This is a genomic window from Providencia vermicola (assembly GCF_020381325.1).
Taxonomy (GTDB): domain Bacteria; phylum Pseudomonadota; class Gammaproteobacteria; order Enterobacterales; family Enterobacteriaceae; genus Providencia; species Providencia vermicola.
Genome location: NZ_JAGSPI010000002.1, coordinates 138,456 through 164,134 on the forward strand (window position 1 = coordinate 138,456; position 25,679 = coordinate 164,134).

24 protein-coding genes are annotated in these 25,679 nt (G+C 41.4%); 5 read left to right on the forward strand and 19 right to left on the reverse strand.

Features of this window, described 5'->3' with window-relative positions; all coding sequences use genetic code 11:
- Window position 1: 1 nt before the first annotated feature.
- The 12 genes from KDJ85_RS03175 to KDJ85_RS03230 form a co-directional block, all read right to left on the reverse strand.
- Window positions 2–1,297 (reverse strand): MFS transporter, encoded by a 1,296-nt coding sequence (locus KDJ85_RS03175; RefSeq protein WP_206083674.1) that lies wholly within the window; start codon window positions 1,295–1,297, stop codon window positions 2–4.
- Window positions 1,298–1,388: 91 nt separating this feature from the next.
- Window positions 1,389–1,850 (reverse strand): RidA family protein, encoded by a 462-nt coding sequence (locus tag KDJ85_RS03180; RefSeq protein ID WP_225818446.1) that lies wholly within the window; start codon window positions 1,848–1,850, stop codon window positions 1,389–1,391.
- Window positions 1,851–1,859: 9 nt separating this feature from the next.
- A complete protein-coding gene (locus tag KDJ85_RS03185; protein WP_225818447.1) occupies window positions 1,860–3,020 on the reverse strand; it encodes a M20 family metallopeptidase in 1,161 nt (386 codons plus the stop codon).
- A 15-nt stretch (window positions 3,021–3,035) separates the two neighbouring features.
- The gene (locus KDJ85_RS03190; RefSeq protein WP_225818448.1) at window positions 3,036–4,103 is read right to left on the reverse strand and encodes an alanine racemase; all 1,068 of its coding nucleotides are present in this window, start codon (window positions 4,101–4,103) and stop codon (window positions 3,036–3,038) included.
- Window positions 4,104–4,114: 11 nt separating this feature from the next.
- Window positions 4,115–4,774: a helix-turn-helix transcriptional regulator gene (locus tag KDJ85_RS03195; protein WP_206083670.1), complete on the reverse strand. Its 660-nt coding sequence runs from the start codon at window positions 4,772–4,774 to the stop codon at window positions 4,115–4,117.
- A gap of 265 nt (window positions 4,775–5,039) precedes the next feature.
- On the reverse strand, window positions 5,040–6,149 hold the full coding sequence (locus tag KDJ85_RS03200) for an ABC transporter substrate-binding protein (protein WP_225818449.1): 1,110 nt from the start codon (window positions 6,147–6,149) through the stop codon (window positions 5,040–5,042).
- Window positions 6,150–6,389: 240 nt separating this feature from the next.
- Window positions 6,390–8,591, reverse strand: coding sequence for a TonB-dependent siderophore receptor (locus KDJ85_RS03205; RefSeq protein WP_225818450.1), 2,202 nt, complete (start codon window positions 8,589–8,591; stop codon window positions 6,390–6,392).
- Between the two features lie 228 nt (window positions 8,592–8,819).
- Complete coding sequence (locus KDJ85_RS03210; RefSeq protein WP_225818451.1) at window positions 8,820–9,590, reverse strand: class I SAM-dependent methyltransferase; 771 nt, start codon at window positions 9,588–9,590, stop codon at window positions 8,820–8,822.
- A gap of 14 nt (window positions 9,591–9,604) precedes the next feature.
- Window positions 9,605–9,955: a cupin domain-containing protein gene (locus KDJ85_RS03215; RefSeq protein ID WP_225818452.1), complete on the reverse strand. Its 351-nt coding sequence runs from the start codon at window positions 9,953–9,955 to the stop codon at window positions 9,605–9,607.
- Window positions 9,956–10,002: 47 nt separating this feature from the next.
- Window positions 10,003–10,743 (reverse strand): ABC transporter ATP-binding protein, encoded by a 741-nt coding sequence (locus KDJ85_RS03220; RefSeq protein ID WP_225818453.1) that lies wholly within the window; start codon window positions 10,741–10,743, stop codon window positions 10,003–10,005.
- Window positions 10,740–11,759 (reverse strand): FecCD family ABC transporter permease, encoded by a 1,020-nt coding sequence (locus KDJ85_RS03225; RefSeq protein ID WP_225818454.1) that lies wholly within the window; start codon window positions 11,757–11,759, stop codon window positions 10,740–10,742. The genes KDJ85_RS03220 and KDJ85_RS03225 overlap by 4 nt, the downstream gene beginning before the upstream one ends.
- On the reverse strand, window positions 11,752–12,840 hold the full coding sequence (locus tag KDJ85_RS03230; RefSeq protein ID WP_225818455.1) for an ABC transporter substrate-binding protein: 1,089 nt from the start codon (window positions 12,838–12,840) through the stop codon (window positions 11,752–11,754). The genes KDJ85_RS03225 and KDJ85_RS03230 overlap by 8 nt, the downstream gene beginning before the upstream one ends.
- Window positions 12,841–12,935: 95 nt before the next feature.
- Here KDJ85_RS03230 and KDJ85_RS03235 point away from each other — a divergent pair, with 95 nt between their 5' ends.
- Window positions 12,936–13,652, forward strand: coding sequence for a Crp/Fnr family transcriptional regulator (locus KDJ85_RS03235; protein ID WP_225818456.1), 717 nt, complete (start codon window positions 12,936–12,938; stop codon window positions 13,650–13,652).
- 281 nt (window positions 13,653–13,933) lie between these two features.
- Here KDJ85_RS03235 and KDJ85_RS03240 read toward each other — a convergent pair whose 3' ends face one another.
- Window positions 13,934–15,988, reverse strand: coding sequence for a TonB-dependent receptor family protein (locus KDJ85_RS03240; protein WP_225818457.1), 2,055 nt, complete (start codon window positions 15,986–15,988; stop codon window positions 13,934–13,936).
- A 265-nt stretch (window positions 15,989–16,253) separates the two neighbouring features.
- On the opposite strand from KDJ85_RS03240, the gene KDJ85_RS03245 reads away from it, so the two are divergent.
- On the forward strand, window positions 16,254–17,816 hold the full coding sequence (locus KDJ85_RS03245) for a S8 family serine peptidase (RefSeq protein ID WP_225818458.1): 1,563 nt from the start codon (window positions 16,254–16,256) through the stop codon (window positions 17,814–17,816).
- Between the two features lie 26 nt (window positions 17,817–17,842).
- Here the strand turns inward: KDJ85_RS03245 and KDJ85_RS03250 are convergent, their stop codons facing one another.
- From KDJ85_RS03250 to KDJ85_RS03275, 6 genes are all read right to left on the reverse strand, one after another.
- Entirely contained in the window at window positions 17,843–18,469 is a 627-nt protein-coding gene (locus tag KDJ85_RS03250) for an ATP-binding cassette domain-containing protein (protein WP_377210622.1), read from the reverse strand.
- The gene (locus KDJ85_RS03255) at window positions 18,466–19,242 is read right to left on the reverse strand and encodes an ATP-binding cassette domain-containing protein (RefSeq protein WP_225818459.1); all 777 of its coding nucleotides are present in this window, start codon (window positions 19,240–19,242) and stop codon (window positions 18,466–18,468) included. Before KDJ85_RS03255 ends, KDJ85_RS03250 begins: the two co-directional genes overlap by 4 nt.
- Window positions 19,236–20,048 (reverse strand): ABC transporter permease, encoded by an 813-nt coding sequence (locus KDJ85_RS03260; RefSeq protein ID WP_225818460.1) that lies wholly within the window; start codon window positions 20,046–20,048, stop codon window positions 19,236–19,238. Before KDJ85_RS03260 ends, KDJ85_RS03255 begins: the two co-directional genes overlap by 7 nt.
- Window positions 20,045–21,028, reverse strand: a complete 984-nt coding sequence (locus tag KDJ85_RS03265) for an ABC transporter permease (protein WP_377210618.1) — start codon at window positions 21,026–21,028, stop codon at window positions 20,045–20,047. The genes KDJ85_RS03260 and KDJ85_RS03265 overlap by 4 nt, the downstream gene beginning before the upstream one ends.
- Window positions 21,013–22,566 carry an ABC transporter substrate-binding protein gene (locus tag KDJ85_RS03270; RefSeq protein ID WP_225818678.1) on the reverse strand — a complete coding sequence of 518 codons (1,554 nt, stop codon included), beginning with the start codon at window positions 22,564–22,566 and terminating at the stop codon, window positions 21,013–21,015. Before KDJ85_RS03270 ends, KDJ85_RS03265 begins: the two co-directional genes overlap by 16 nt.
- A gap of 277 nt (window positions 22,567–22,843) precedes the next feature.
- On the reverse strand, window positions 22,844–23,731 hold the full coding sequence (locus KDJ85_RS03275) for a helix-turn-helix transcriptional regulator (protein WP_225818462.1): 888 nt from the start codon (window positions 23,729–23,731) through the stop codon (window positions 22,844–22,846).
- A 452-nt stretch (window positions 23,732–24,183) separates the two neighbouring features.
- Between KDJ85_RS03275 and KDJ85_RS03280 the strand changes: the two genes are divergently transcribed.
- Genes KDJ85_RS03280 through KDJ85_RS03290 form a run of 3 tightly spaced genes read left to right on the forward strand, consistent with a single transcriptional unit; the run spans window position 24,184 to window position 25,677 of the window.
- Window positions 24,184–25,020: an urease accessory protein UreD gene (locus KDJ85_RS03280; protein WP_225818463.1), complete on the forward strand. Its 837-nt coding sequence runs from the start codon at window positions 24,184–24,186 to the stop codon at window positions 25,018–25,020.
- Between the two features lie 22 nt (window positions 25,021–25,042).
- Window positions 25,043–25,345, forward strand: coding sequence for an urease subunit gamma (locus KDJ85_RS03285; protein ID WP_206083661.1), 303 nt, complete (start codon window positions 25,043–25,045; stop codon window positions 25,343–25,345).
- A gap of 8 nt (window positions 25,346–25,353) precedes the next feature.
- Complete coding sequence (locus KDJ85_RS03290) at window positions 25,354–25,677, forward strand: urease subunit beta (protein ID WP_219244484.1); 324 nt, start codon at window positions 25,354–25,356, stop codon at window positions 25,675–25,677.
- The last annotated feature ends 2 nt before the right edge of the window (window positions 25,678–25,679 follow it).

A 25,679-nucleotide genomic window follows, 5' to 3' on the forward strand; every position in this document is an offset into this window, starting at 1 on the left:
CTTAAGCATTCTGTAGCTGCATCTCAGCTGGATCTTTAATAGGTTCATTCACAAAGAAGAAATAAACCAACGATGCTAAAAATGCCACTGTTGCACATACAACTAATGCCAGCGTAAATGAGTGTGTTTGGTCAACAATAATACCAGTGACAATCGGTGCAAATGAACCACCAATAAAGCCACCAAAATTCTGAATCCCACTAACAGAAGTAATTAGACGTGAAGGAACTGAAACTAAAATAAGTCCCCACGCAGATGTCCCTGCAAAGTGAATAGAAAACAGTGCCATACTAATGCATGCAACTGCTGAGAAAGTGCTGTCTGTATATGCCGCGGGTAATGTAAATATTGCTGCAGATAATAGCCCTAAACAAATCATCCATTTACGGCTTTTCATTTTATCCGCGCCACGTTTGACAACATAGTCTGCAACAACACCATTCACTAACATGCCTAATGCACCAAATAAAAACGGTATAGCAGCAACCCAACCTGTTTTTTCTAGGCTTAAGCCACGTGAACTCTCTAAATATGCAGGTAACCAAGTTAAATATAACCAAACCATGTAACCCACACCATTAAAACCAATAATCATTCCCCATAATGAGCGTTGTTTAAATAAGGATGCCCATTCTTTAAAAGAAACTTTATTGGATGATGAAGGTGGAGCCCCATCATTTAAATAACTTAATTCTTCTTCAGTTAAATCTAATTGCTCACGGTTACGATAGAAAATGAACCATAGGATTGAAAGAATGATACCGCTAATACCAATAATAATAAACATGGTACGCCACCCAAACGCTAGCATTAACGCAATTAATAATGGTGGAGCTAATGCTTGTGCGAGTGTAGAGGACATATTAACAATCCCCATTGGTAGGCCACGCTCACGAATATTATACCAGTCATTAACGACTTTAACGCCTGTCGGCAGATGAGGGGCTTCACCAATACCTAAGAAAACACGCGCAATAATTAAGTGAGTAAATGATGATAATAAGCCCGTAACAGTCTGAGCTAACGACCATAAAAATAAGCCAAAACCATAGATTTTTTTAACACCAAAACGTTCCATGACCATGCCTATTGGCAACTGGCATAATGCATAACCAAACGAGAAGACTGACAATAACAGCCCCATTTGTGTTGCACTAAACCCTAATTCTTTACTTATTGTAGAGTTTGCAATAGAAAGGGATGCTCTATCTAAAAAGTTAATAATACCTGCTATCAGCAAGAATGTGAGCGCAATAAATTGCCAGCGCTTTAGTCTTTTACTCGCATGTAGTGACATAATTAAGTACCTTTAAGACGTAATAGGATCCTGCGGAATAAACGATATTCCGCAGATTTATATTATTAATAATGTTTAATTTTTATTTGTATTACGATTTTAGTTTTATTATCAATTCAATTTCCACTGGCGTATCAAAAGGCAATGTATTTGTACCTATTGCTGAACGCGCATGCTTACCTTTATCTCCAAGTATTTCAATTAAAAAATCTGAAGCACCATTCATAACTTGAGGCTGGTTTTTAAAATCATCAGTGCTTTGTACAAATCCGAGTAACTTAATACATTCATCAATTTTATCTAGATCACCTAAATAAGCTTTCAGTGATGAAAATATATTGATAATACATTGCTTAGCAGCTTCTTTTCCTTCCTCCACTGAGAGATCTTTTCCCAGCACTCCTGAATAAAGTAATTTACCCTCTTTTTGACAGTCATGCCCTGATGTATAAAGTAAATCGCCATATTGCTTAATTGAGACATATGAAAACTTAGGAGCCCCCGGTGTGGCTAATGTAATTCCTTTTTCTTCTAGTTTCTTTTCAATATTCATTAATTATTCCTATTTATTTAGCAATATATTTGCCATGTCATAATAAATTTCTGCTGCAAGATACAATTCGCTTATTTCAACAAACTCATCCTTAACATGTGCTTGAGCTAAGCCTCCAGGCCCCATAATTAGTGTTGGAATTTTGCTCGTCACAGAGAAAAAAGGGGCTTCACATGTTGCTTCAAATATCTGTGGCTGTACTGTTTTTTCTGCAAAACGACTGACTGTATCTAAAGCCACCTGAGTGAGTTCATGGTCAACAGGAATATCTGATGCAGGAATAAACAAGTAATTATCTAAATGATATTCAATTTCTTCACCTTGGTTATATTCCGCAATTGCTTGGTGAATTCTTTGTTCAATCTTATGTTTATCTTCTCCTGGAACTAAACGCCTATCAATTTCAATATCACAATGTTGAGGTACAATATTTGGTGCTGTTCCCCCATTGATTGTGGTAATAATCATGGAAGCCTTACCTAACAATTTATGCTCTATTTCTTCAACAGAAGCACGATGTTGTTCTAATGCTGGTAGTATCTTTGCCATTTTAGAAATTGCACTATCTGGATACCGTGTTTTTGCTGCATGCCCCGCAGTTCCTTTCGTGCTCAGGTTATAACGGCTGACTCCTTTATGCGCAATACAAACATCAAGGGAGGTTGGCTCGCCAATAATGGCGTAATCAGCACTAATTCCATCTTTAATATAGTGCAACATGCCCAGATTAATTCTTTCTTCGTCAACATTAAAAACTAACGTTAAATCCCCTGAAAATGCATCTTGGTTGCGCTTTAATAAAGTTGCAGCGTACATCATAGCGGCAACCCCTGATTTCATATCAGCGGCACCACGACCAAATACTTTGCCATCTTTAATTACGGGTTCAAAAGGTTCAGTACTCCAACCACAGCCACAAGGAACCACATCAATATGTCCGTTAAATAAAAGATGTTTCCCTTTTCCTGTTCCCTTCAAATAAGCAATAACATTTGGCCTACCAGAAGCAACCTCTTGCATCTCAACATCAATATTTTCTTGCTTAAAATAATGATATATAAATTCAGCAACCTGCTGTTCTTCCCCTGGTGGATTTTCAGACTTATGCTGAATTAAGGCGCAAAGAAGCTCAAGCAACTCATTTTGTTGCTCACTATTTAATTTATACATTTTATTCTCCGATAATTAATATCGTGCGTCTGGTGTAATAATATGGTCTATTTCATTATTATTTAATGCGTATATTTTATTTGTTAAGTTTGGAATAACACAGCTATGGTTTGGAATAATATTTAATATATCTCCAATATTTAATTTTACTGTTTCTGGATCATAACGAAGATAACCATGCTCTTCATTGAGTTTAACTAATTTAATATTTTGGTCTTCTACAATATAACCAAACCCAGCTTCTGCAGATTGATCTGAAGTTAATGTTTTCGTTCCTGCATCAACTGTTGCATAACCAGGAACAGGAATACTAACTATTGTTGTTCGGATGGTTAATGCACAATCTTTCGGTGTATAAATTCCCCCATAAATCGCATTCATATCACCGAAAATAAAATTACCCGCTCTCGATTCTGTAATCCCTTTTAATTCATCTGCATAAAAAGATGAGAGCGTTGAACCACCGGATGTACGTTGAATATCAATACCAATCGCTTCTAGCCTTTTTTGACATAATAACAGAAGCTCAGCTTCCGCTTTTGCAGCTTTGCGAATTTCAGGTTCTGTGCGATATTGGTAAATAGTACCCGCATAAGTAAACACGCCTATTATTTTTAAATTGGATAATTTTTGTATTTCTAATGCAAATGGCTCTAAATCTTCAAGTTGGATACCTTCACGATGTGCACCATAATCTACCGCAATATAAACTTCGACAATTTCATTTCCTTGAGTCGCCGCGGATGATAATTGCTTCGCACCTTTTACACTATCAACAATAGTCCTTAAATTAACGTACTTTGCTAACTCAACAAATTGTTGGCATTTGTCTTCCCCAACCATGGGGTAAGCTAAAAGAATATTTTCTATCCCACCTTTTGCCATGATGGTTGCTTCATGCAATGTGGCACAGGTTATCCCTTTAGCGCCACATTGTATTTCAAACTTAGCCAACTCTACTGATTTGTGTGTTTTAATATGTGGCCAATGTTCGATTCCCTGCTGTGTTAACTTGCCTGTCATGCCCCTGACATTTTTTTCAAGTTGCTGTAAATCCAACGCAACATAAGGCGTAATTGGCATAAAAACCTCTCTTATTCTTCATTATTGTCTTCCCCTTTTAATTCACCCAAATAGGTATAAAGGGTATATTTGGAAATATTTAAAAACTCACAAATTTTCTCGCCTGCTTTTTTAATTAAAAAAGCCCCCCTATCATCAAAGAACTTAATGGCATCCATTTTTTCTTTTTTCGTCATATTGATAACAGGCACTTTTATAACTTGCATGCATTCCTGAATTAGATGATCCAAAATTTCATTTACGTCTGTCACAAACACTTCTTTGATTGGATCTTGCTCAACACTGTTTCTCTGGGTGATCCCCTGAATGGCTTTTTCCGCAGCAATAAACTCTGATATATCTTGGTTAATGCAAAGAGCACCAGACACTTTGCCATTTTCGTCACGTAAATAGATGGATGTTGAACGTAACATTTTCCCGTCTTTTGTTTGGGTGAAATAATTGTACTTATCACCATCCACATCCGTTCCACGTAAAACTTCAAGCCCTAAATTACTACTTGGGTCGCCCACTTTTCGCTTAGTGACATGCCCATTGATAATCGCAACGATACTGCTTTCAAGACCTTTACTATGGTCATGCAATACCACCTCACAATTCTCACCAAATTGGCCTGCAATACCTTTCATAACAGCCAATAACATTTCAAAGTTGTCTTGGATTATTTTCATTTTCTACCAAACTTATTTTAAGCCTAACTAAATATTAGTTAGATCATTATAGAGACTCAATCGAGATTTGATTAATTTGTGATCTACATCTTGATTTTAGCTAACAAAAATTCTGCTACTTTTTCTAACAGAAATAATAGCATTTTAAGGAATATTACGGGAGGCTTGATACTACAAGGATTTTAAAGGAAAAATAACCTAGAAATAATAAAGTTCTGAATCTAACTTTTTGTTAGCTAACTGCACCAACAAAAAGTTAGGATATTTATTTTAACGGCAATGTCACCCAAAACACACCGTCTGTGCGCAACTGGGTAAATTGCTGTTGGAAATCAGTTAAGTTTTGTTCAGGGTTTAATGTACTGAACCTCTCGGGGTGCATAAATTTTGCCATAGCTTCAACGGCAAATATGTTCATTGGGTTATTATAAAAATTATGGTAAATCGCCATTACACGCTTTTCTTTTACCGATGTTAATGAAGAGATCCCTTGCCTATCTAATAATACCGCCAGTTGCTTCTGTGAATCAGATTTGTTTGCACGGTATCCTAACCTGACAGCAATTGAACGGCGGTTAAAATTCTGCCAATCAGCCCCAGTTAAAAAATAAAACTCAGGGTTTAATGTAATAATATTCTCAATCGAACTTTCAGCCCCTTTTGCAGGGAAACTGTCTGCTACAAGGTTATTTCCCCCTGCTAAAGACGCTAAAACACCATAACCTGAACGCCCATATAATTGGCAACAGTTGTCTGCAAATAAGCCCGCATTGGCTTCAATGAGTACAGAAGGAAATGGCTCTGTCAGTTGGGATTCTATCGCTGACAATTTTTCTTGGTATAGCGCCGCAAACTGTGCGGAACGTTCTTGTGTACCTAATAGCTCCCCCAATAACAAAATACTTTTTGGGGTGTTTTTGACAATATCCATGCGAAAATCGATAAATATCACCTGAATTCCTGCCGCCTCAAGCTGCGGTAGAATTTGGCTATCACGCATCGCACCGTAATTAGCTTTATGCATAATAATCACTTCAGGAGCAAGCTCAATTAGCTTTTCAACTTGCAACCCTGCTTCACGGGTTTTCTTCAAAGTTGGTATTTTTTCTAATTCAGGCAATACACTAAAATAGGCTTCTTTTAAATCAGGGGCATATTGTGTCAGTGAATCACTCCATCCCGTAATGCGAGAAATCCCCGATTTACCCGCGGCGATATCCACCGATAATATGTCTCGACTATCCACTAAAAATAATTTTTCAACGGGAAGATTTACCGTAACTTCACGGCCTTGCAGGTCAGTGATCACTGTTGGCGTTTTTGCCTGTACCCAGAAGCTCAGTAAGCACAATAACCCTGTGAGAAATAATTTCATGGGGTACCCTTTACGTTAAATTTAATTAATTCTGAATAAATAAAGCCACTGTTAAGTGGCTCAGACTGCTGATAAACCGATTCGGCTTATCAGCAGTCTGGATTGGTTTTGAAAATAGACGAGGAAAATCAATTCATTGATTTTCGGCTGATAACACAAAGCAGGAAAAACCACGCTTTTATCCTGCTTTGTCAACAACCTAAGCCACGGTTAAGTGGCTTTGTCATCGACTAAGTCAAATTAGAACGTCACACTGTAGTTAAGTGCAAAGGTTCTACCGCGCCCTTTATAGTCATATAGGTTTGGTGCACCGTATTTCGGGCTATATAAACCTTGTGCGCGCTGCCCCCAAATGGTGGAGTAGTTTTTATCCAGTAAGTTTTCAACTGCAAAACTCACTTTACCAACAGGTAACATGTAACTACCTAATAAATCAACGGTATTATAGCCATCCAGTTTTTTCCCCGCAGCATCAGTTAAGTTAAATGTTTGCTGGCTCTGTAAGCGGAGCGACCAATCATTTGGCTCCCAACCCACATAAGCGTTAACTTTAGATGGGCTGGCAAAGTCCACGCTCCATTTTTCCCAGCTACCATTAACTTTGGTTTCCGATTTTTGCAGGTTGAAGTTACTCCCCACATTCCAGTCGGAGTCGTCAAAGAAGTAATCAATAGCACCTTCTACCCCATAAATACGGCGCTTATCGGTCTTCATGTAAATGGTCATGTCATCTTTATTAATACCGTAGCTTCTATCAGATAAGGAATAATAGGTAGCAACTTGTGTGCGCAGGTTCTCACCTGTATAGCGCCAACCTAACTCAAAGGAGTTAACTTTGATCCCTTTGACTTTAGTATCATTGATATTCACGCTATTTTCTAAATTCCAATGGCCATTCGCATCTGGAGTCGGGGAATATTTACCTGTCCCGTAGTATTTCGCAATATCAGGGATTTCAAAACCTTGGGAGAAATTAAACCACGTTTGTTGCTCTTCAGTTAGGTTAACCAACAACCCTGCATTAAACAGTAAATTGTTATAATCAGTTTTCCCTCCAGGTACAGCGTCTGCAGATTTACCATTGCCGTTAGCTATCGCTTCTTGCTGCGCATAACCAACAAAATCATCCACTTTGTTTTCAGTATATTGATAACGCACACCACCGCTTAAAGTGAACATCGGCGTGATGTCATAGCTGCTTTGTAAGAATGTCGCCATATTTGTGGTGGTATAGCTTGGGTAGCGGCCAATTTGGAACGCTTTAGTGAGATCCATTCCCCCTGATTCTTTTGCACGATCCAAATCAAAAAACATTTGGTTTGCACGGAATTGCTCGTGCTCCGCATCCACACCATAAGTTAACGTCAATTCATCAAGGGGCTGGCTATTAAATGTTAGCTTAGTGCCATAGAAATTGGTTTGTTGGTCAGAGGAACTGATACTCGAAACCTCTTTTTCTGTTAACGTTGGGAACGGATAAAACTTTTGTGATTCATCACGGTAGTAGACCTGAGCAACAAAATCTTGCCCAAACATATCTGCATTTGAATACTGTAAATTAAGCAAGTTACGCTCAGTGCCTGGTAAGCGGTCTGAACTTAATTTACCGCTGTTATAAGCCTTCCCATCCCCCTTCACTGCAGAAAAATCTTTGCCTAAATATAGGCCATGCTTACCATCAGACTCACTTTTATAATGCTGATAGGTCGCTTGAATCTGTTGTGTTTCATTTATTTTTACGGTGCCTGATGCCATCACATCGAGACGGTCGGAAAACTGTAACCCTGTTTGGGTGTTATCAATATTAATCGCGTCGCCTTTACCATCATACCAGCCACCATAACGTTGATAGGCGACAGAAATACGACCATGCGCGTTTTCATTACCACCGCTCACTGCTGCCGCGACATTTTCATCATGATCTTTCCCGTTATTAAAACCTGTTTTCCCACCTAATTGCAGGGAAACTTGTTTTTCTTCTTGGCCTTTTTTTGTCACGATATTAATTAAACCACCGCTACTGCCGCCACCGTACATCGCAGTCGCACCAGAAATGACTTCAATATGGTTAATATTAAAAGGATCAATCGAATCTAACTGGCGACTGTCACTACGTGAGGAGTTAAGGCGTACCCCGTCCACCATCACTATCATTGAGCGACCACGCATATTCATACCGTAGTTTGTACGGCCTTGACCGCTCACGCTCATTCCTGGAATTAACTGCGATAAAATATCCTTTAACTCTTTCCCGCCCTCTGCTTGCTGCTCAATTTCGGCGTTATCAATGACCCAAGTGGTTTGTGCCATTTCTGAAACTGATTTGTAGCCACGAGTTGCAGAGACTGTAATTTTTTCTTCTTTGTTATCAGCGGCCAATACCGAGGGGGATATAAAAGGTAGCAAACAAGGGGAGAGAATAAAAAGGTGCTTTATTTTCATTGAGTTAAAACCTTTAAATATAATTATTGATACCATCGTTATCAGCGCCAGAACCAATAACGACACATGATTAAATCACCGCTAACTATATTGCGGGAAAATTATTCGCAATAGTAACTGATAATCACGTTAGATATAATAATTATTATCATTACAGTAATGAATTAAAAGGTTATTTGTGTTAGGTATCATTTTCAGCGCATCCTTGCGCATATGAATGTGCCTTCCTTATTTCACACTGACCACGGCAATGTAATTTAGCTTTCCACGGTTTTGTCGAAAATGGCGGAACATGCGTAAAAATTGCGGGCGATTTTCTTTTTTTAATGCATTACGAATAATTTTCATTGCCCCCAATAAACCTTCATCATAAATCAACCCTTTTGGGGATAATAAAGTCATCGGCCCTGTGCTGGACATCACATGCTGAAAGCCTGCTTGCTTAAATAAATCAATCCATTGCGCATGGGGTAATGGCTGAGCTTTAACATGGATAGCTTGATGCATTTGCGATGCAATATCTTGCGGGTTTTCTGCATTTTTAAATGCAATATCGTGGGTTAATAAGCAGCCCCCTGGTTTCAATACGCGGTAATATTCCTGTAGTAACTTCCCTTTGGCTTTATCCCCATACATCGTGAGCATCGCTTCGTTAATTACTACATCAAAGCTGTTATCTGCAAAAGGCAATTTTGAGGCATCTGCCATTTGAATGGTAATTAAATCACTTAAATCGTGCTGTGCCACATTCTTTTTTGCTTTCTCCAGTGCCTGTTTATCCATATCAATACCCGTGATATGGCAGCGAAATTGTGAAGCGATTTCGATTGCAGTCGTACCCATATTACAGGCAATTTCAAGCACTTGACTGTCTTTGTGTAAGCCAGACTGGTTCAATAACCACTGAGTTGCAATTTTTCCACCAGGTCGTAAGCGTTTTTTCCCAAGGCGAGCTAAGAATTTGTGCCCCGCTTCGTGTGCTGTAAATGATTGTTCCATACATAACCTCCGAGCTAATGACCGCACTCATGATTAGGTTCGCGTAACATCACCAGTAGCATTTTAGCAGGCTCTGGTGCATCAACAGCATGGGGAATATTGGCTGGCATTCTCACAATTTCACCGGGTTTTGCCGTAACAGGCTTGCCATCAATTGTGAGTAGTAAACTCCCCTCTGCCACCATCACGATGGCATCAAAAGGGGCACTGTGTTCAGATAGTGCCTGTCCTTTATCAAAGGCAAACAATGTGATGTTTCCACCGCCATTTTTAGCGAGCACTCTGCTAGCAATGCCTTGTTCGGTATAATGAATTAGTGTGCTGATGTTAAGCGCTTCAGCTGGCGTAATCGTGTTATCGCTCATAATTTAATATTCCTTAACTCAATGAGTTCAATGTATTAATTCAAAAATTATCTAAATAGAGGAATGACCCCTTGTGTTTGGCGACTTTGTTCCGAAATTGGTGTAATAGCGACGGGTAACTGGTAAAGGTGCGCAAGGTTTTCTTCGGTTAACATTTGCGGTGAGCCGCCAAATAAATAGTGCCCTTCGTTAAACAGTAACAGCGAGTGGTCAGCAATATGCAGCGCATGTTGTGGGTAATGGCTGGTAAATAACACAGTAATTTCCCGTTGTTGAGCTAAATCGCGCAGCACGCTGAGCACATTGTCTTGATTGGCCAAATCAAGTGCAGAGGTCGGCTCATCGAGCACCAAAATTTTCGGTTCGCTCGCCAGTGCTCTGGCAATCATGACCATTTGCTTCTCGCCACCACTAAGTCGGTTAAATGGTTGATCAGCAAAACGAGTTAAACCCAAATAATCCAAGCATTGCGCTACAATTTGCTGGTCATTTTTATTCAAAGAAGCATACCAAGGTAGATGTCGGATCCGCCCTAAGCTCACCATCGTACGAACGGAATAGTGAAATAGTGAACCGCTAAGCTGTGGTACATAAGCCACTGGGGCATTTAACGAGACTTGCCCTTTTGCCCCTTTTTGTAACCCCAGCAATAGCCGTAATAAGGTTGTTTTTCCCCTACCATTTGGCCCTAAAATAGCGCCGATGCTGCCTTTCGGTTGTCTGAAGCTTAAGTTAGTGAATAACTGACGCTGGCCAATTGAAAAATTAAGCTGTTCTACATGGATCATAAGTCAGCCACCTTTTTATTCAGCGTGTGGATCAGAAGCGCAAAAATAGGTGCTCCAATCAATGCAGTGATGACGCTAAGAGGTATTTCTGCATTCGTGATACTGCGTGCAAAGGTATCAACAGCAATCATATAAATTCCACCGATCACGGCACTGGCAGGGAGTAAAATGCGATGGTCGTGCCCCACAACAATACGTGCAATATGCGGCACAATTAACCCAACCCAGCCAATCGTGCCTGATACCGCGACTGTGGCGCTGGTGATCAAGGTGACGCTAAGTAACACTGCCCAGCGTGTTCGATTTATTTTCATCCCTAGTGCCTGTGCATTTTCTTCCCCGAGTGACAGTACATTGATGCGAAAACGTAGCGCAAAAATCACCAATACTGAGATTAAAACGACAGGAAAAACAATGGATAACTTTAAATAGGATGCGCTGGCAAAGCTCCCCATCAACCAAAATACAATAGTTTGCAGTGTGTTATTTGGGTCTGCAAAATAGGTGATTAACGAAATAAGCGCAGCAAAAAAAGCGTTAATAATCACCCCAGCGAGGATCAGCATCAGTAGCTGACTTCCTTGACGGTTTAAACCCAGCAGGAAAACAAAAATAATCGCAACTAACCCACCAATAAAAGCAAATGAGATGGTAACCAGTAATGATGAAAATAATAAAATAGCTAAGGCACCGCCCAATGCAGCACCAGAGGAAACACCAATAATTTGAGGGCCAACCAATGGATTACGGAAAATTCCTTGTAACGCGGCCCCTGCTACAGCAAGCCCTGCACCTGCTATCCCTGCAATTAAGATGCGCGGTAAACGCACGTTTAGCACCACATTTTGTTCGGTACGGCTATAACTCAGCCCCGCCTCATTCCCCAGCGTCGCATCATGAAGAATATGAAATACTGACGAAAATGAAACGGGATAGCGCCCGAAACTGAGTGCTAATAAAAGCGTGAACACTAAGCCAACCGTAAAAATCACCCAAAGTAGACTCGGCCTATGCATTCGGTTTCCCCATTAACTGCAAATAATGCTGGCTATTTTTGTTCAGTTCAATTTGCAATATGCCATCAATTTCAGCTTCCGTGACGTCATAACCATAAAGCTGCTGGTAACGCTGGCGAATTTCTTCTCGTAAAGGAATATTGCTGGCCTCTGGATGAAATACCATCGATAACCACTGCCAATATAATGGTGTTTCTTGGTTAGGCGCATCCCAAATAAACCCACCAATGGGTAACTTGTATACTCGCTGATTTTTAACTGCAGCAACATCACTCAACATTGGGTGATGGTATACATCCGCAGGGACTAGGCCCTCTTCGAAATTACCCAATAAAATAATTTCAGGATCCCACAATAAGATTTGCTCAATATTTAGCGTCCTTGGCCCTGTTAAATTACGATTTAAGCTCAGTCCACCAGCTAATGCAAAATCTGCATTATTGTGTGATGTTGAACCAAATGTTTGAATACTTTGATTAAAGTGTGAAAGATAAAGGACTTTAGGTTGCTCTGATTCAGGGATTTTTGCCGTCGTGGCAGAAAGCGTTTCCACCACGTGTTGGCGCCATTGGATCATTTGATTGGCTTTTTCATTATGGCCTAATGTTTTCCCCATCAAGCGGATCCACTCTTGTGTATAGCTTTCCTGCCCATAACCCAGTGTCGCAACGGTTAGCCCTGCATCACGCATGGGAGAGATAATATCATCGCCACGATGCCCCCACTGCCACACCAAATCAGGTTCAACATTCAGCAGTGCTTCTATATTGGGGGTGAAATTATTCCCGACAACATGAGAATTAACCTGCAGTACCGAGGGGAACATTTTTCCCAGCATCCCATCCCGCGCTGCGACTTTCGCAAAAGGGTGCATCCCCACGAGTTTTTCGCTACTTTCATCCATTCCCACAAGCATGGATGCCGCAGGAATTGGGATCACGACAATGCGTTTAGCAGGGGCGGAAAGATGAATGTCATCACCCGACATATCCGTAAAATCAACCGCTTGAGATGCACTCACACTTGCCATCATCCCCAGAGTACACGCGGTGACTGCAACCTTAAAAACATTATTTATCATAGGGTTATTTAACACTCCGCCAATAACTTAATTGATAATGTGTATGATTATCATTTATACTCAAGCTATTCTAAGGTGCCCGAAGAGGATGACCTATGACATTTGTCAAAAACGTTTTTCCCTACATTCAATCAATCAACGCGCTAAAACAGTGCCCATTATTTTCAGGCATTGAAGAAAAAAATTTAGCGTTATTACTTGAAAACTGTGGCTATATTCAATTTAAAAGTGGCGAAATTGTAAACCATGAGGGAGAGCCTTTTAAACACTGCCCTTTAATGATAAACGGCCAAATGGAGGTATATCGCCATACTTACTTAGGCGAAGAGAAAATTTTTGGTTTATTTGCTGAAGGTGAAATTGTTGCGATCGCCGCCGTGTTTATGCCCCATAACCGCTATCCCATGAACTTACGGGCAAAAACAGAGGGTGACGCATTGCTCCTTGATAAACGCGATATTTTGCGCCTTTGTCACACCTGCCCGCAGATTATGGAAAAACTACTCATGCGCTTTAGCGCTAAGCTGTATGAAAATATTAACCACATCGATTGGCTGACATCTAGCTCCGCAGAGCAACGGCTTGCTGCTTATATACTTGATTTAAAAAACAAACAACTCACCCCTAATATTATTTTACCGTTATCTCGCGGGCAACTAGCCGCAAAACTGGGGATGCGGTATGAAACTTTGAGCCGACTCGTTTCAGGCTGGCGCCAAAAAGGATTTATTAATATCGAAAAAGACACTGTGCATATTTATAACGAAAGCTATCTGACTGAACTTTCTATTTCTGCACAGCGCCCCTTTTAGCCCTAAGGGCTGTTTATCTTTGATGGTCAATTTTCATTCGAATTAAAACCATTTTAGGCAAAGCAAGAGCCTCTTAACACAGCATTAAATGAGTGAAATGCGCTCTAACCGAACCCGTAGGGCAGCATTTAAGTACAAAACTTAACTCAAATAACAAGCCAGCTTGATTGACACATTTATCTATTTTTGAATTGTTTTTTAACCTTTTTTAGCTGTAAAAATCAGTCACGAAGATAAACAGCCCCTCGTACATTACAGTTAAATAATGCGCTAATTATCAATTAGAAATTAAAGGTCACTCCCCCATTCACATTAAAGCCCATTCCAGGGAATAATGTACTGTCTTTGGCGGTTACTGTTTGGTTAGCCACTGACGTTGTTGCATAACGTTCATCCGTTAAGTTATCCATCGATAAATAAAGAGACCATTGGTCTGTCGGTTGGTAGCTACCTTTTACCCCTAATACCGCGTAATGCTTGCGTTTTTGAATATCAAGGTTGTTTTGGTGGTCAACTGCCATATCCGTTGGGGCCCAATGAATATTTGGCCCGAAGCGCCAATCTCCTAACTCGTACAGCACTTCAGCCGCCACAATGTTACGTGGAATACCTGCGATGTAATTCCCCTTGTACTCGCCCCCCATAAAGCGGAAGTCATTGTATGTCCAAGAGACACGATAATTCACATCACCAGGGCCCGCACCAATCCGCCCTGCAAGCCCAGCTTCTAACCCTTGATGACGCGTTTTTGCACCATAATTAAAGACCCCAACGACTGTGCCTGCGCTATCATACGTGGTGATGTATTCATCTTTAATTTGACTACGATATAACGCAAGGTTCCATTTTAGCCCCTCAGTCACATCACCTTCACCGCCAATTTCATAGGTGATGGCTTTTTGTGGGGAAAGTTTGGTGAGTTTACCATCACTTGAGTTGATAATTTCCCAGAATGTTGCGGGTTCTTCGCTTGAACTGATATTGGCAAAATAACGTTGGCTTTCTGTCGGCCGCCAAATAACCCCTGCTTTCGGTGTCCAGAATGTCCAGTTTTGGTCTAATGACACAGAACTTTGACGTTTTTCTACATCACGGCGTGCGTGAGTCGCTTTCACATCAAGGTTCACTGTGACCGTTGGCGTAACATGCAGATCAACGCCTACGCTGCCGTACACGTTCTCTGCTCGCCCATCATATTTGCCTATTTTTTTCTTATCCGCGGGCGTCCCTTTACGGTTTTGCATTAATTCCGTTTGCAATGTCATTTGATCCCACGCCACTGCCGTTCGATAAGTCACAGGTTCCGTTTCAATGCTATAAGTCAGCATCCCCCCTTCACTGTGGCTGCGGCTAAAGCGGTAGTATGCAGGCGTCGTGAAGTTATCGTGAGTGCGAATATGCCATAGCCCCGCACCAATTGATTGGTTACCAACCTGCCAATCAGAGCGGTTTGCGATACGAAACTGTTCCACATTACGGTGTGGGTCACGTAGCCATACCATTGGATAAACATCCGTTGGGTTATTGTTCAATACCTCTTCAGAAACGGGCCCTGCGACATCAAAACGTAAATCGGTCCAATTTAACCAAGTACGATTTTCAAAATTATCCGTGATATAGCCGAAATTGCTACGCAATGTTTTTCGTTGAGAAGCAGAATGTTTGCGGTAACCATCAAAATGGTCATAAGTAAAATTTACTCGACCATCAAATAACCCGTCATCAGAAACACCACCGAACGCAGTTTGTAACCCTTCACGGCCATAGGAGCCATACTCATAGCGCAACCGCCCTTGTTCATTTCGCCCTGTATACGACAACACATCGAGCTCACCACCTAAGCTGTTACTTTGTGGGTTCAAACTATTTGCCCCACGCCGAACGCTCACCATTCTGACATCGCGCATTTCCAAGGTACTAATATGAAAGCTGCCATCTGCATCGGTTGCAGGTAAACCATCTTGTAATAATAAAACCCCTCGAGCTAACGGCGCACTCTGCACCCCCGAACCCCGAATATTTAAACGCGGCTGGTCAATACCACCAAAAAAGTTTTGAATGACCAGTCCTGGTTGATAATCCAACGCATCTTGCAATGTGGCAAGGCGTGTATCCTTTTCCATTACAACTAAGTTTGTACCTCCCGCCACTTTTTCGAGCTTTTCTTTTTCCTGTTGTTCCGTTGGGGTTAAGCGACTCTGCCCTGACGTAGAGGTGACAACCAGAGTATCGTGCACCGTTAATGTTTGCGCTGCCACTGCGTGAGCCAAAGGCCCTAATCCCAAAATCAGTGTGATGCAATGAGCTAATTTATGCCGTTTTAGTGGATAAGACATACATTCACCTTATTGATAGTAATGGTTATCATTTTCATTTGAATATATAAAATAGGTGAAAATAAATCGTTTCCCTATGACATTTGTCAAAACTGAAAATAAATTGAGCCTTATTCAAAATATAAATATTAATTTATATTAAATTCAATCCAATTATTAATATTGTCCTAAATGCCATTTTTATTTTAAATAATCATTCGCATTTAAATACATTCTATTTAAAAAATAATTCATTCCATACACTAATTTATCCAAAAGAGAAACTATGAATATTAAAATTTTCAAATTCATTGATATTTATACCAATGGAATTTTTGTTGAATTCAATAATAAATTAAATGAACTATTATCAATTCATTTAATTTTAAATGATGAAATTATAGCAAAAGCTGAAACCACGGATGGGAACTATTTGTTTTCTATTGATAAATCAGGAAATTACCGTATAGAAATCATCCAAGAATCCAATAACACAACGAAATATCAATCAAAAGAAATTTATTTTCACTTTAGTAATGAAGAAAGAAAATATGAAATAAAACCTACAATTAAAGAAAAAACAATCCATAAAAAAATAGATGGGATCTCTCATTACTTCTTAGACATAAAAATCAAAAAAAACAATGATGATTTAATCAAAAAAGATTTGGCTTTTTATTCAAACCACCCAAGTTTAGAATTAAAAAAATCATTTATTCATGATGTTTTAAATCAATATGACTACTTTACTTTCCATGAAGAAAGCCAATTTGAGGCCTTAGTTGAACTTGCCGAACAAATAGAGCACTTAGACTATGTGGAATATTGCGCCGTCGCCCCAGATACTACAGGGTATTTGGCACCAAAACTTCCTTTAAATCCAGAGCAAGTTAGCGAATTTGAAGACGACGTTGATGATGATTTTTCAACCCCTGATTTTACCTCTAAGCAAACTTACCTTGATGCACCTAAAGGGATGAATGTCCGAGATGCATGGGAAAAAGATATTCGAGGATCATCAGCAGTGGTACGTCACTTAGACTTTGGGCTCTACCGAAACCATGAGGATTTAATCGACTCAAATATCATTGTAGTGAATAGTCGCTCTGAAGATGAAGACTGTAATCATGGCACTGCATCAACAGGCTGTATCGTGGCAACCCTCAATGAATTTGGCGTTACAGGCATTGCTCATCACTGCCAGTTTTATTTCTATGACACAGGCGATCTAGATTTAATCGTTAAGCATGCACAACCTGGTGATATTGTCAGCCTAGATGTTCAATTCAGTATCAGTGGCAAGCTGCTCCCTGCTACTGCTGTACATACTTGGTGGGAACGGATTAAAATGATCGTGGATAAAGGCGCAACCGTGCTCCTTGCAGCAGGTAATGGCGGATTAGATTTAAGCCAACCAGACATTATGGAGGATTTTGGTGACAGTGGCGGTATTTTAGTTGGCGCTTGTAACCACCAAGACGGAGCACGAGCTTATTTCTCGAACTACAATCCTGAAGTTGCCTTTGTGAATTCTTGGGGGAACTGGAGTGTCACCACGACAGGTTATGGTTCATTGCAAAAACTACCAGGAAATAACCGCAATTATTCAAATAATTATTCGGGTACATCCAGTGCGACACCATTATGCTCAGGTGCATTAGCGTTAATTCAAGATTACGCGAAAAAACAGGGTGTGATTTTATCTCCTTGGCAAATGCGTACCGTCATTGCTGCATCAAATTATACGGAAGGCGTAGTATACGGTATTGGCTATCGCCCAAATGTCGATTATTTATTTGATGTCGTTGATAACATCATCCACTCCTCAGACTTCCCTGAAAGCGCATAACCATCCTATTTTCAAGCCGTCGCCTATCACGCGGCGGTATTTTCTGTCTTCAAGGTTAAGACTGATGTGCATACCTTTTCAAGTAACGCTCTGTTATGACTAAAAATAATCATGCCTAGAGGGCGCTTCTCTGAAAGCTGAATTAAAAATCGCCAAATCTCTTTTTGTAAATGAGCATCTAATTGAGCCGTAATTTCATCCGCGATTAATATTTTTGTTCGTGGGTCAAGAGCACGTAACAACGCGATCCGTGCCAATTCCCCCCCTGATAACTCATTAGGCCGCCTTTCTAACCACTGTGGTTTGATGGCAAACCGTTCAAGCCAGTCTGAGTCAGGTTGCCAAGCATCACGTAAACTCGCCCCTACCGTCCGATAGGGATTAAAACTTTTTTCAGGATGCTGGGGAACGAGCTGGATTGGACAATAACCTTGCTTCGGGAGTGCTTGACCCGCGAATAAAATCGAGCCGTTAGTGGGAGTTTGCCACTGCGCTAAAACACGGCCAAGCGTTGTTTTCCCAAAGCCACTAGGCGCTGAGATCCCAAGGCGTTCATTAGGTGTAAGGGAAAAACTGAAGTCTTGCCAAAGGGTTTTTCCCCCTTGCTCAACTCGCAAGTTTTTTACCGCTAAAATAGGTTCGATATCACTCATTTCATTGCCATAAATTGATGTTCTGGCAGTGAATTCCATAAGGATTGCAGCCATTTTCCCCCACCGCCTTGCTTTAAGGTTTGGCTACTTAACACATCTTCTAACGCGCCATTACGCAACAGCGCAATACGATCAGCAAAACGTACTGCCATGGATAAATCATGAGTTACCCATAAAATACCTCGCCCATCACGGCACAGGGATTTCATATTTTCAAGCAGTTGCAGCGCATGTTCATCATCCAACCAAGACGAAATCTCATCCGCAAGGATATATTGTGCACGGGACAATGTTGCACTGCTTGCCAGTACTCGCTTTGCCATTCCTCCAGATAACTGGCTTGGGTAGCTATTCACCAAATTTTCTTGCAAGTTATATTGCTGAAGATGGCGCGCCACATCGTGCATTTTAATATGTTGGCCGCTGAGTACTGCGGCCCTTTCAAGCTGAGGGCCAATTTGGATCAAGGGATTTAAAGCACTAACCCCTTGAGGTATATAACATAACGAGTTGCCCCGGTGCTGTGCTTTGTTTTCCTCTGTCAATGCATTGCCATTCAGACTGATATTTCCTTGGCTGCGCATATTATCTGGCAACAAGCCCAGAACACTTTGTAATAAAAGGCTTTTTCCTTCCCCGCTTCCACCAATCAAAGCAACCATTTCCCCTGGCTGAATATCGAGTGAAATGTCTTGCAGTAGTGGTGCCCATCGTTTACGCCCTAACCAACGAAATTTTGCAACATCGATAGTCAGCTTATCTAAGCTCAACATGTTGCCCCCCTCAGCCATAGCTGCGCTACGGCTTTTGCAAACTGGTCAAATAATAACACTAACCCCATCAAAGCAACACCGGGAAACACCACCAGCCACCATGCACCTGTACTGAGGTAACGTAGTGCATCTGACAATAAAATACCCAATGAAGGTTCATGTGGCGATAGCCCAAAGCCAAGGAAACTCAGTGCCGCACTGTGAAGTACAGCGTGAGGGAACATCAACAACGTACCGACCATCCATTGTGGTAAGATCATCGGTAAATAGTGATAGCGCCAACGATAAACGGCGCTATTGCCAATACGTTGGGATAGCATGATGTAATCCGCTTGCTTCACTCGCAGTAACTCGGAACGTAAAATCAGGGTAAGTTTAGGCCAATGCGTAAGGGCTACCGCCCAAATTACCCCCATTTTACCGCCCCCCAAGGTAAAACAAATCAGCACCAGCAGCAAAAGATGTGGCAATGCCAATAATGCATCAATGACGCCGCGTACCGCGTAATCCATTACCTTACTTACAGAAGACAATCCCGCCATCACTAAAGCGATAAAGCCACTGGATACCGCCGCAATCAAACCAATTTGCAAACTAGTTGCTACACCTTGAAATGTTCTTTCGAAGAGGTCACGACCTAAATTATCAGTGCCAAATAAGTGCTCCCAAGAGGGCGCAAGCCGCCTATCTAATAAGTTAATTTCAATGTCGTTTGATGACAACCATACTGCATAACTCGCTAAAATAACCAATAAAATTAGTGAGATGATTAATTTAAATAAGGCGCTATTTGGGTTGTAGGTCATGCGTCTCTTATCACTCCCTTGTTCACCTTCTTCAGCAAAATATCTGCAACCGTATTACTAAAAAAAATCAAAGTGGCACACAGCATCACAATGCCCATCAACAATGGAATATCCCCCCGCAAGCCCGCGTCGATAGTCGCTTGCCCCAGCCCAGGATACGCAAACACTTTTTCTGCCAGTAAAGCCCCACTAAGTAACTCACCCACTGAAGCGAACTGTAAACAAATGGCAGGAGTGATGGCGTGTTTAAGCACATGAAAACCTATCATTGACCAACCTTTATCCCCTTGCGCTTGAGCGTAATGAATAAACTCGCTGTTCATCACTTCCATTACTTTTACTCGAGTGTGTAAGGCAATATTCCCTACGCCCAACATTCCTAAAGCGGTTACAGGTAAAATAAGGTGATGAAGTTTTTGGGAAAATGTCGCCGTTTCTTCGTCTAGACCAATGGGCCATGCACAGCAAATCGGTGCCCATTGCAGTGACACCGCAAACAACGAAAGCAGCAATAATCCGACCCAAAATACAGGGATAGATGCTAATAGGTAACTGAAGGTTGAAATCAGCTTATCTGGCCAGCGATTGAGGTAACGCCCTGCGACTAAGCCCAACACAAATCCAACAATACCCGAGAAAAGCCAAGAACAGATAAGCAGTGCTAACGAGGGAACAAGGCGATCCGCTATCACTTGCACAACGGGGGTGTTGTACAACATGGAATAGCCCATATCCCCTTGTAACATTTGTGAAAACCAGCGCCAAAACTGAACCCATAGCGGTTGGTCAAGCCCCCAACGAGCCGCAATTAATGCATACTGCTCGGGGGGAACATGTAATAGGTCATTACCAATATAGGCTTTTATTGGGTCGATAGGTGAATAGCTTAATAGGATAAAGATCCCTGCCGCTGTCACAGTCAACAAACAGATAAAACGCAATAAAAGCCCGAGAGTGGTTCGCATTACTGGCAAGTCCATGCCCATTCATCAACGTTATTTAATACTGACCAAGAGCCGTGAATTTCAGGCGCACTGGTGCCTAAATCCACACAATTATTCAGTAAATAAATATGTTGTAAGTTCATCAACCAAGCCCAAGCGGCATCTCCTTTGATGCCCACGCCTGTTGTGCCATTCCAATCCACTTTTTGCCATAACGGGATGGCCGCATTTTGGTCTGGTTGGCGCAGTCCTTCTTCAATTAACTCATCAACCGCTGAATTTTTATAATAACCAGGATTGTAGAAACCTACTCCCGCCGCTTTGCTGCTGTAGTTATGAACAATTTCCATCGGGTCTAAACTCCCCCAGCCAAACAAGGTTGGGTTAGCGTGCATATGGCGCTCAACGGTTTCCCAACTGCCCGATTTTAAATCCATTTCGATGCCGATAGGTTTTAAGCTTGAACGAATAGCTTGGGCTAAATCACGGCGTGTGGTGTCACCGCTAGCATACCAAAGCGTCAATTTGGCCACTTTACCGTCTTTTTCACGTAGACCGTCTTTATTTAGCTTCCAGCCCGCCTCTTCTAAGATGGCTTTAGCTTTTTCGATGTCACCATCTTTGAATGCTGAATCTGGGCTGTTCCATGGTAACCCTGCTACGCCGGTATAAGCAGGGACAGCGAAACCTTCAAGAACAGATGCGGCTAATAGTTTTCGATCAAAAGCGTAGTTAATTGCCTTACGCACCGCAATATCAGAGGTAATATCATTCCCCACAGGGTTCCCCTGTGCATCTTTTCCACCAGCAGGTGGAATTGGGAATGAAATACCCCGGTTTTCCACGCTATAACGCTCCACCAGTTTCATGTTTTTAACATTATTCGCATTAGCTGCCACTGCTGCGGGAATGCGAACAATTTCCAGTTGGCTACTTTGCGCCGCAGCAAATGCGGCATCTTCATCAAGGAAAACGAAAACCATTTTGTTGAAATCGTTTTTCGGCCCCGCGTAATACGGGTTTTGCTCAACAATTAATTGTTGCCCCGGCTGGAAAGCCACTAAGCGGTACGGGCCTGCACCAATTGGGTTATGCGCATAGGTTTTTGCATCGTATTTATCGGCGCAGACAATCCCAAGAGAGCCTAATACATTGATAAAAGTACTTTGTGGGGAAGATAAGGTGATTTTAACGGTCAATGGGTCTATTTCCTCTGCTTTTGCAAAGTTGCCCATATCCACTTTCCCCCCACTCGCAGCGGCATTATTGTAGGTAAATACCACATCTTTAGCGGTTAACGGCGAGCCATCTGAAAATTTTAGGCCTTTTTTTAATGTTAATGTCCACTCTTTCCCATCAGCATTATGTTGATAGTTTTCCAGCATATAGCTGTGCCATGAAAGGTCGGCTTTTTGTTTAAGTAATGGGCTGTGTAGCAGAAGATAGCTACCGTGGCTCCATCCTAGCATCGGGTCAAAACCTTCTGTCGGTTCTGCGCCAATAGCTAAACGTAATGTTTGTGAGTGAGCCGGTTCTGCGGCGTGTGATGGTAGCGTCAGCCCCATGAAACACATGGCCGCAATGATATTTTTAATCATACATCCCTCGATAGTTTGGTTTTATTTTTATCACTAAATAAAAATGAAACATCATCAGGCAGTTAATGGTGGTCATTATCATTAATTGCCGCTATTGGTGAGATATTCACTGTGCGTAGAGTAACAATATTCAGTTATATTAAATTTTAAACCACGCTTTCTACGTTCTATATCAATAGAACTTCGAATTTAATGAATAATTCGTAAAAACTCAGCCTCTCTTTGATTTGTCTTAATAAATTAAAAAGTAATTTTACTCTTCTGCGTCTTTATCAAATTCAATAGAGGCTGAATTTAACGATAAATTGGTAATAAAAGACGAGTCATTAGATTGCCTTGATTGCAACCGAAACTGTGATGGTGTCATGGCATATTTTTTCTTAAATACATCGCAAAAATAAGCATTGCTACCAAACCCACAGCGATGACTAATTTGAAAAACAGAGTAATTCGAGAAGGTTAAATAATTCAGCGCCATTCCCATTCGCACATCCAATAATAATTGGCGGAATGAGACCCCTTCTCGATTAAGGTGCCTGCGCAATGTCGATGGTGTGGTAAATAATGCCTTCGCCACATCCTCTAAATGCCATTTTTTCTGCGGTTCTTGGGTAATTAAATGAGTAATGGCTTGGTTTTTCGGCTCATCATAATTGAAGCGGAAAATATTGAGAATATCGACGCCCGCTTGGTATATCGCCAGTAAAATAAAGTACAGGCTTTGCTTCATTAACAATGCTTCTTGGGGCTGGCTTTGTTTTTTTAATGGCAAACATTGTTTGAGCAAACTGAAATTATCACTGACCGTTTCAGGGGTTAATACCTGAAACGCAGGCACATGGCTCGTCAACGGCGCACCTGACTTCATTAAGGTCTTTAATAATAAAAAGACCGATTCTAACTCTGAGTCCGCAATCGACAGTGTATGCAGCTCAATCGATTGATCAGATGCACACTCCATATTGCAGGAGACTTGGCTGTATTTTGGAATAATGAGTGTCAAATTAGACTGAACATCAATAGATTGGCCATTAATCACCACATTTCCTTTCGCCCCTTGCAACATGGCTATCATCGCGCTTTCAATGTAAAACGCTTTTAACACCATTTGGCTTGATGAAAGAAAATATTTATATTCCATAATCTCAATAAACTTTGGTCAAAGTCAGAAATCACCCGCTAGAAAAAGCAGGTTGATGGGCAGACAAAAATACAGCCATTCAGATAAATAGCAAATAATTACGCTAGTTAATGGCTTCCTCTACCTTGCTAGAATGCGGCTCAGAATATAGTCCTGTTAGGTAAAAATCGCAATATAGAGATCCGCTCATTTTTTACTGTTATTTTATGCATTGTTCGTTTTTCTAAATAAATTGCTATTTAATTGAAAGGCAATTTTCGATAGAAGGTGTAAAATCGCGCGGCAGATGAATGCGAACCTATAACGCATCATTACAGATAATTATTTTTTTGTGTTCATACACATCCTACCCTACTTGCATTAGCTTATACGGCCTAAAACCCAAACCATTCGGTGAGGGGTATAACTAAACATGTTCGCGTATTATTTGTTGCCTGATTGCAGGAGAAAGTATGTCTGAGTTTTCAGGATCAGGTTGGTTAGCTGAGATTTTTTTACGCTATGAACTCAAACGGGGTACAACACGCCTGACCGATAAACAACATATCGGCCCTTTAATGGTGCAAAGGCCATTTTACCCCGAACCAGGGGTTGCTCACACCTATTTACTTCATCCCCCAGGTGGTGTGGTGGGCGGAGATAAACTTCTGATTAATATTGACGTTCAGCCGCACGCCCATTCGCTGCTGACCACCCCAGGTGCGACCAAATTTTATCGCAGCGCAGGCGGTATTGCCCGCCAAGTACAGAATTTAACGGTTGCCGATGACGGTTTTTTAGAGTGGCTGCCGCAGGAAAATATTTTTTTCCCTGATGCACAGGTTCGGCTCGAAACCCATATTAATGTCGCTGCGTCATCAAAATTTATCGGCTGGGAAATCCAATGTTTAGGCCGCCCTGTTTTGGGGGAATGGTTTGAAAATGGCGATGTGCGTGGACGCTTTAATTTTTACATTAATGGCACCCTCACGCTCACCGAATCCCTGTTTATCGATGGCACACAAAAACAGTCTGCTGTCATGCGTGAGTTTCCCATGATGGGATCGATGTATATCTACCCTGCCAGTGATGAATTAAAAGATAAAATTCAGCAACATTTAAGTGATTTTTTATCCCCAACGGAGAGCCCTATTGAGTACGGTTTAACGGATGTGGATAGCATTTTAGTCTTGCGATTATTAGGCTCGCAAACTGAGCCAATGATGGCGTGTTTTGCCCATATTTGGCAAGTCACGCGGCAGTATTGGCTAGGTTATTGCCCTGAACCTCCCCGTATTTGGGCAACATAAATTTTTCGTTTTAGGAGCAAAAATGGAACTCACCCCAAGAGAAAAAGATAAGTTATTGCTTTTTACCGCAGGCCTTGTCGCTGAAAGGCGCTTAGCCCGTGGGTTAAAACTGAATTACCCAGAAGCCGTTGCCCTAATAAGCTGCGCCATTATGGAAGGCGCACGTGACGGAAAAACGGTCGCCCAACTGATGAGTGAAGGCAGAACGGTGCTCAGTGCGGAGCAAGTCATGGAAGGCGTACCTGAAATGATCAAAGACATTCAAGTGGAATGCACATTCCCTGACGGCACAAAACTTGTGTCCATTCACGACCCAATTGTATAGGTGGCAATATGATCCCCGGTGAAATTAAAGTGAATCAGGCTTTAGGCGACATCGAACTGAACGCGGGTCGTGAAACCAAAACCATTCAAGTGGCGAATCATGGTGATAGACCGATTCAAGTCGGCTCCCATTACCACTTTTATGAAGTGAATGATTTTTTGAAATTTGAACGAGACGGCACGCTGGGTTTTCGTTTAAACATCCCTGCAGGCATGGCGGTGCGTTTTGAACCCGGCCAAAGCCGCACGGTGGAATTGGTGGCATTTAGCGGTAAACGAGAAATTTACGGATTCCATGGCAAAGTCATGGGTAAATTAGAGAGTGAGAAATAACC

Excerpts from the sequence above, each read along its gene's own strand:
- KDJ85_RS03175 (WP_206083674.1), bottom strand. The coding sequence starts at position 1,297 with ATGTCACTACATGCGAGTAAAAGACTAAAGCGCTGGCAATTTATTGCG.
- KDJ85_RS03180 (WP_225818446.1), bottom strand. The coding sequence starts at position 1,850 with ATGAATATTGAAAAGAAACTAGAAGAAAAAGGAATTACATTAGCCACA.
- KDJ85_RS03185 (WP_225818447.1), bottom strand. The coding sequence starts at position 3,020 with ATGTATAAATTAAATAGTGAGCAACAAAATGAGTTGCTTGAGCTTCTT.
- KDJ85_RS03190 (WP_225818448.1), bottom strand. The coding sequence starts at position 4,103 with ATGCCAATTACGCCTTATGTTGCGTTGGATTTACAGCAACTTGAAAAA.
- KDJ85_RS03195 (WP_206083670.1), bottom strand. The coding sequence starts at position 4,774 with ATGAAAATAATCCAAGACAACTTTGAAATGTTATTGGCTGTTATGAAA.
- KDJ85_RS03200 (WP_225818449.1), bottom strand. The coding sequence starts at position 6,149 with ATGAAATTATTTCTCACAGGGTTATTGTGCTTACTGAGCTTCTGGGTA.
- KDJ85_RS03205 (WP_225818450.1), bottom strand. The coding sequence starts at position 8,591 with ATGAAAATAAAGCACCTTTTTATTCTCTCCCCTTGTTTGCTACCTTTT.
- KDJ85_RS03210 (WP_225818451.1), bottom strand. The coding sequence starts at position 9,590 with ATGGAACAATCATTTACAGCACACGAAGCGGGGCACAAATTCTTAGCT.
- KDJ85_RS03215 (WP_225818452.1), bottom strand. The coding sequence starts at position 9,955 with ATGAGCGATAACACGATTACGCCAGCTGAAGCGCTTAACATCAGCACA.
- KDJ85_RS03220 (WP_225818453.1), bottom strand. The coding sequence starts at position 10,743 with ATGATCCATGTAGAACAGCTTAATTTTTCAATTGGCCAGCGTCAGTTA.
- KDJ85_RS03225 (WP_225818454.1), bottom strand. The coding sequence starts at position 11,759 with ATGCATAGGCCGAGTCTACTTTGGGTGATTTTTACGGTTGGCTTAGTG.
- KDJ85_RS03230 (WP_225818455.1), bottom strand. The coding sequence starts at position 12,840 with ATGATAAATAATGTTTTTAAGGTTGCAGTCACCGCGTGTACTCTGGGG.
- KDJ85_RS03235 (WP_225818456.1), top strand. The coding sequence starts at position 12,936 with ATGACATTTGTCAAAAACGTTTTTCCCTACATTCAATCAATCAACGCG.
- KDJ85_RS03240 (WP_225818457.1), bottom strand. The coding sequence starts at position 15,988 with ATGTCTTATCCACTAAAACGGCATAAATTAGCTCATTGCATCACACTG.
- KDJ85_RS03245 (WP_225818458.1), top strand. The coding sequence starts at position 16,254 with ATGAATATTAAAATTTTCAAATTCATTGATATTTATACCAATGGAATT.
- KDJ85_RS03250 (WP_377210622.1), bottom strand. The coding sequence starts at position 18,469 with ATGAGTGATATCGAACCTATTTTAGCGGTAAAAAACTTGCGAGTTGAG.
- KDJ85_RS03255 (WP_225818459.1), bottom strand. The coding sequence starts at position 19,242 with ATGTTGAGCTTAGATAAGCTGACTATCGATGTTGCAAAATTTCGTTGG.
- KDJ85_RS03260 (WP_225818460.1), bottom strand. The coding sequence starts at position 20,048 with ATGACCTACAACCCAAATAGCGCCTTATTTAAATTAATCATCTCACTA.
- KDJ85_RS03265 (WP_377210618.1), bottom strand. The coding sequence starts at position 21,028 with ATGGACTTGCCAGTAATGCGAACCACTCTCGGGCTTTTATTGCGTTTT.
- KDJ85_RS03270 (WP_225818678.1), bottom strand. The coding sequence starts at position 22,566 with ATGTGTTTCATGGGGCTGACGCTACCATCACACGCCGCAGAACCGGCT.
- KDJ85_RS03275 (WP_225818462.1), bottom strand. The coding sequence starts at position 23,731 with ATGGAATATAAATATTTTCTTTCATCAAGCCAAATGGTGTTAAAAGCG.
- KDJ85_RS03280 (WP_225818463.1), top strand. The coding sequence starts at position 24,184 with ATGTCTGAGTTTTCAGGATCAGGTTGGTTAGCTGAGATTTTTTTACGC.
- KDJ85_RS03285 (WP_206083661.1), top strand. The coding sequence starts at position 25,043 with ATGGAACTCACCCCAAGAGAAAAAGATAAGTTATTGCTTTTTACCGCA.
- KDJ85_RS03290 (WP_219244484.1), top strand. The coding sequence starts at position 25,354 with ATGATCCCCGGTGAAATTAAAGTGAATCAGGCTTTAGGCGACATCGAA.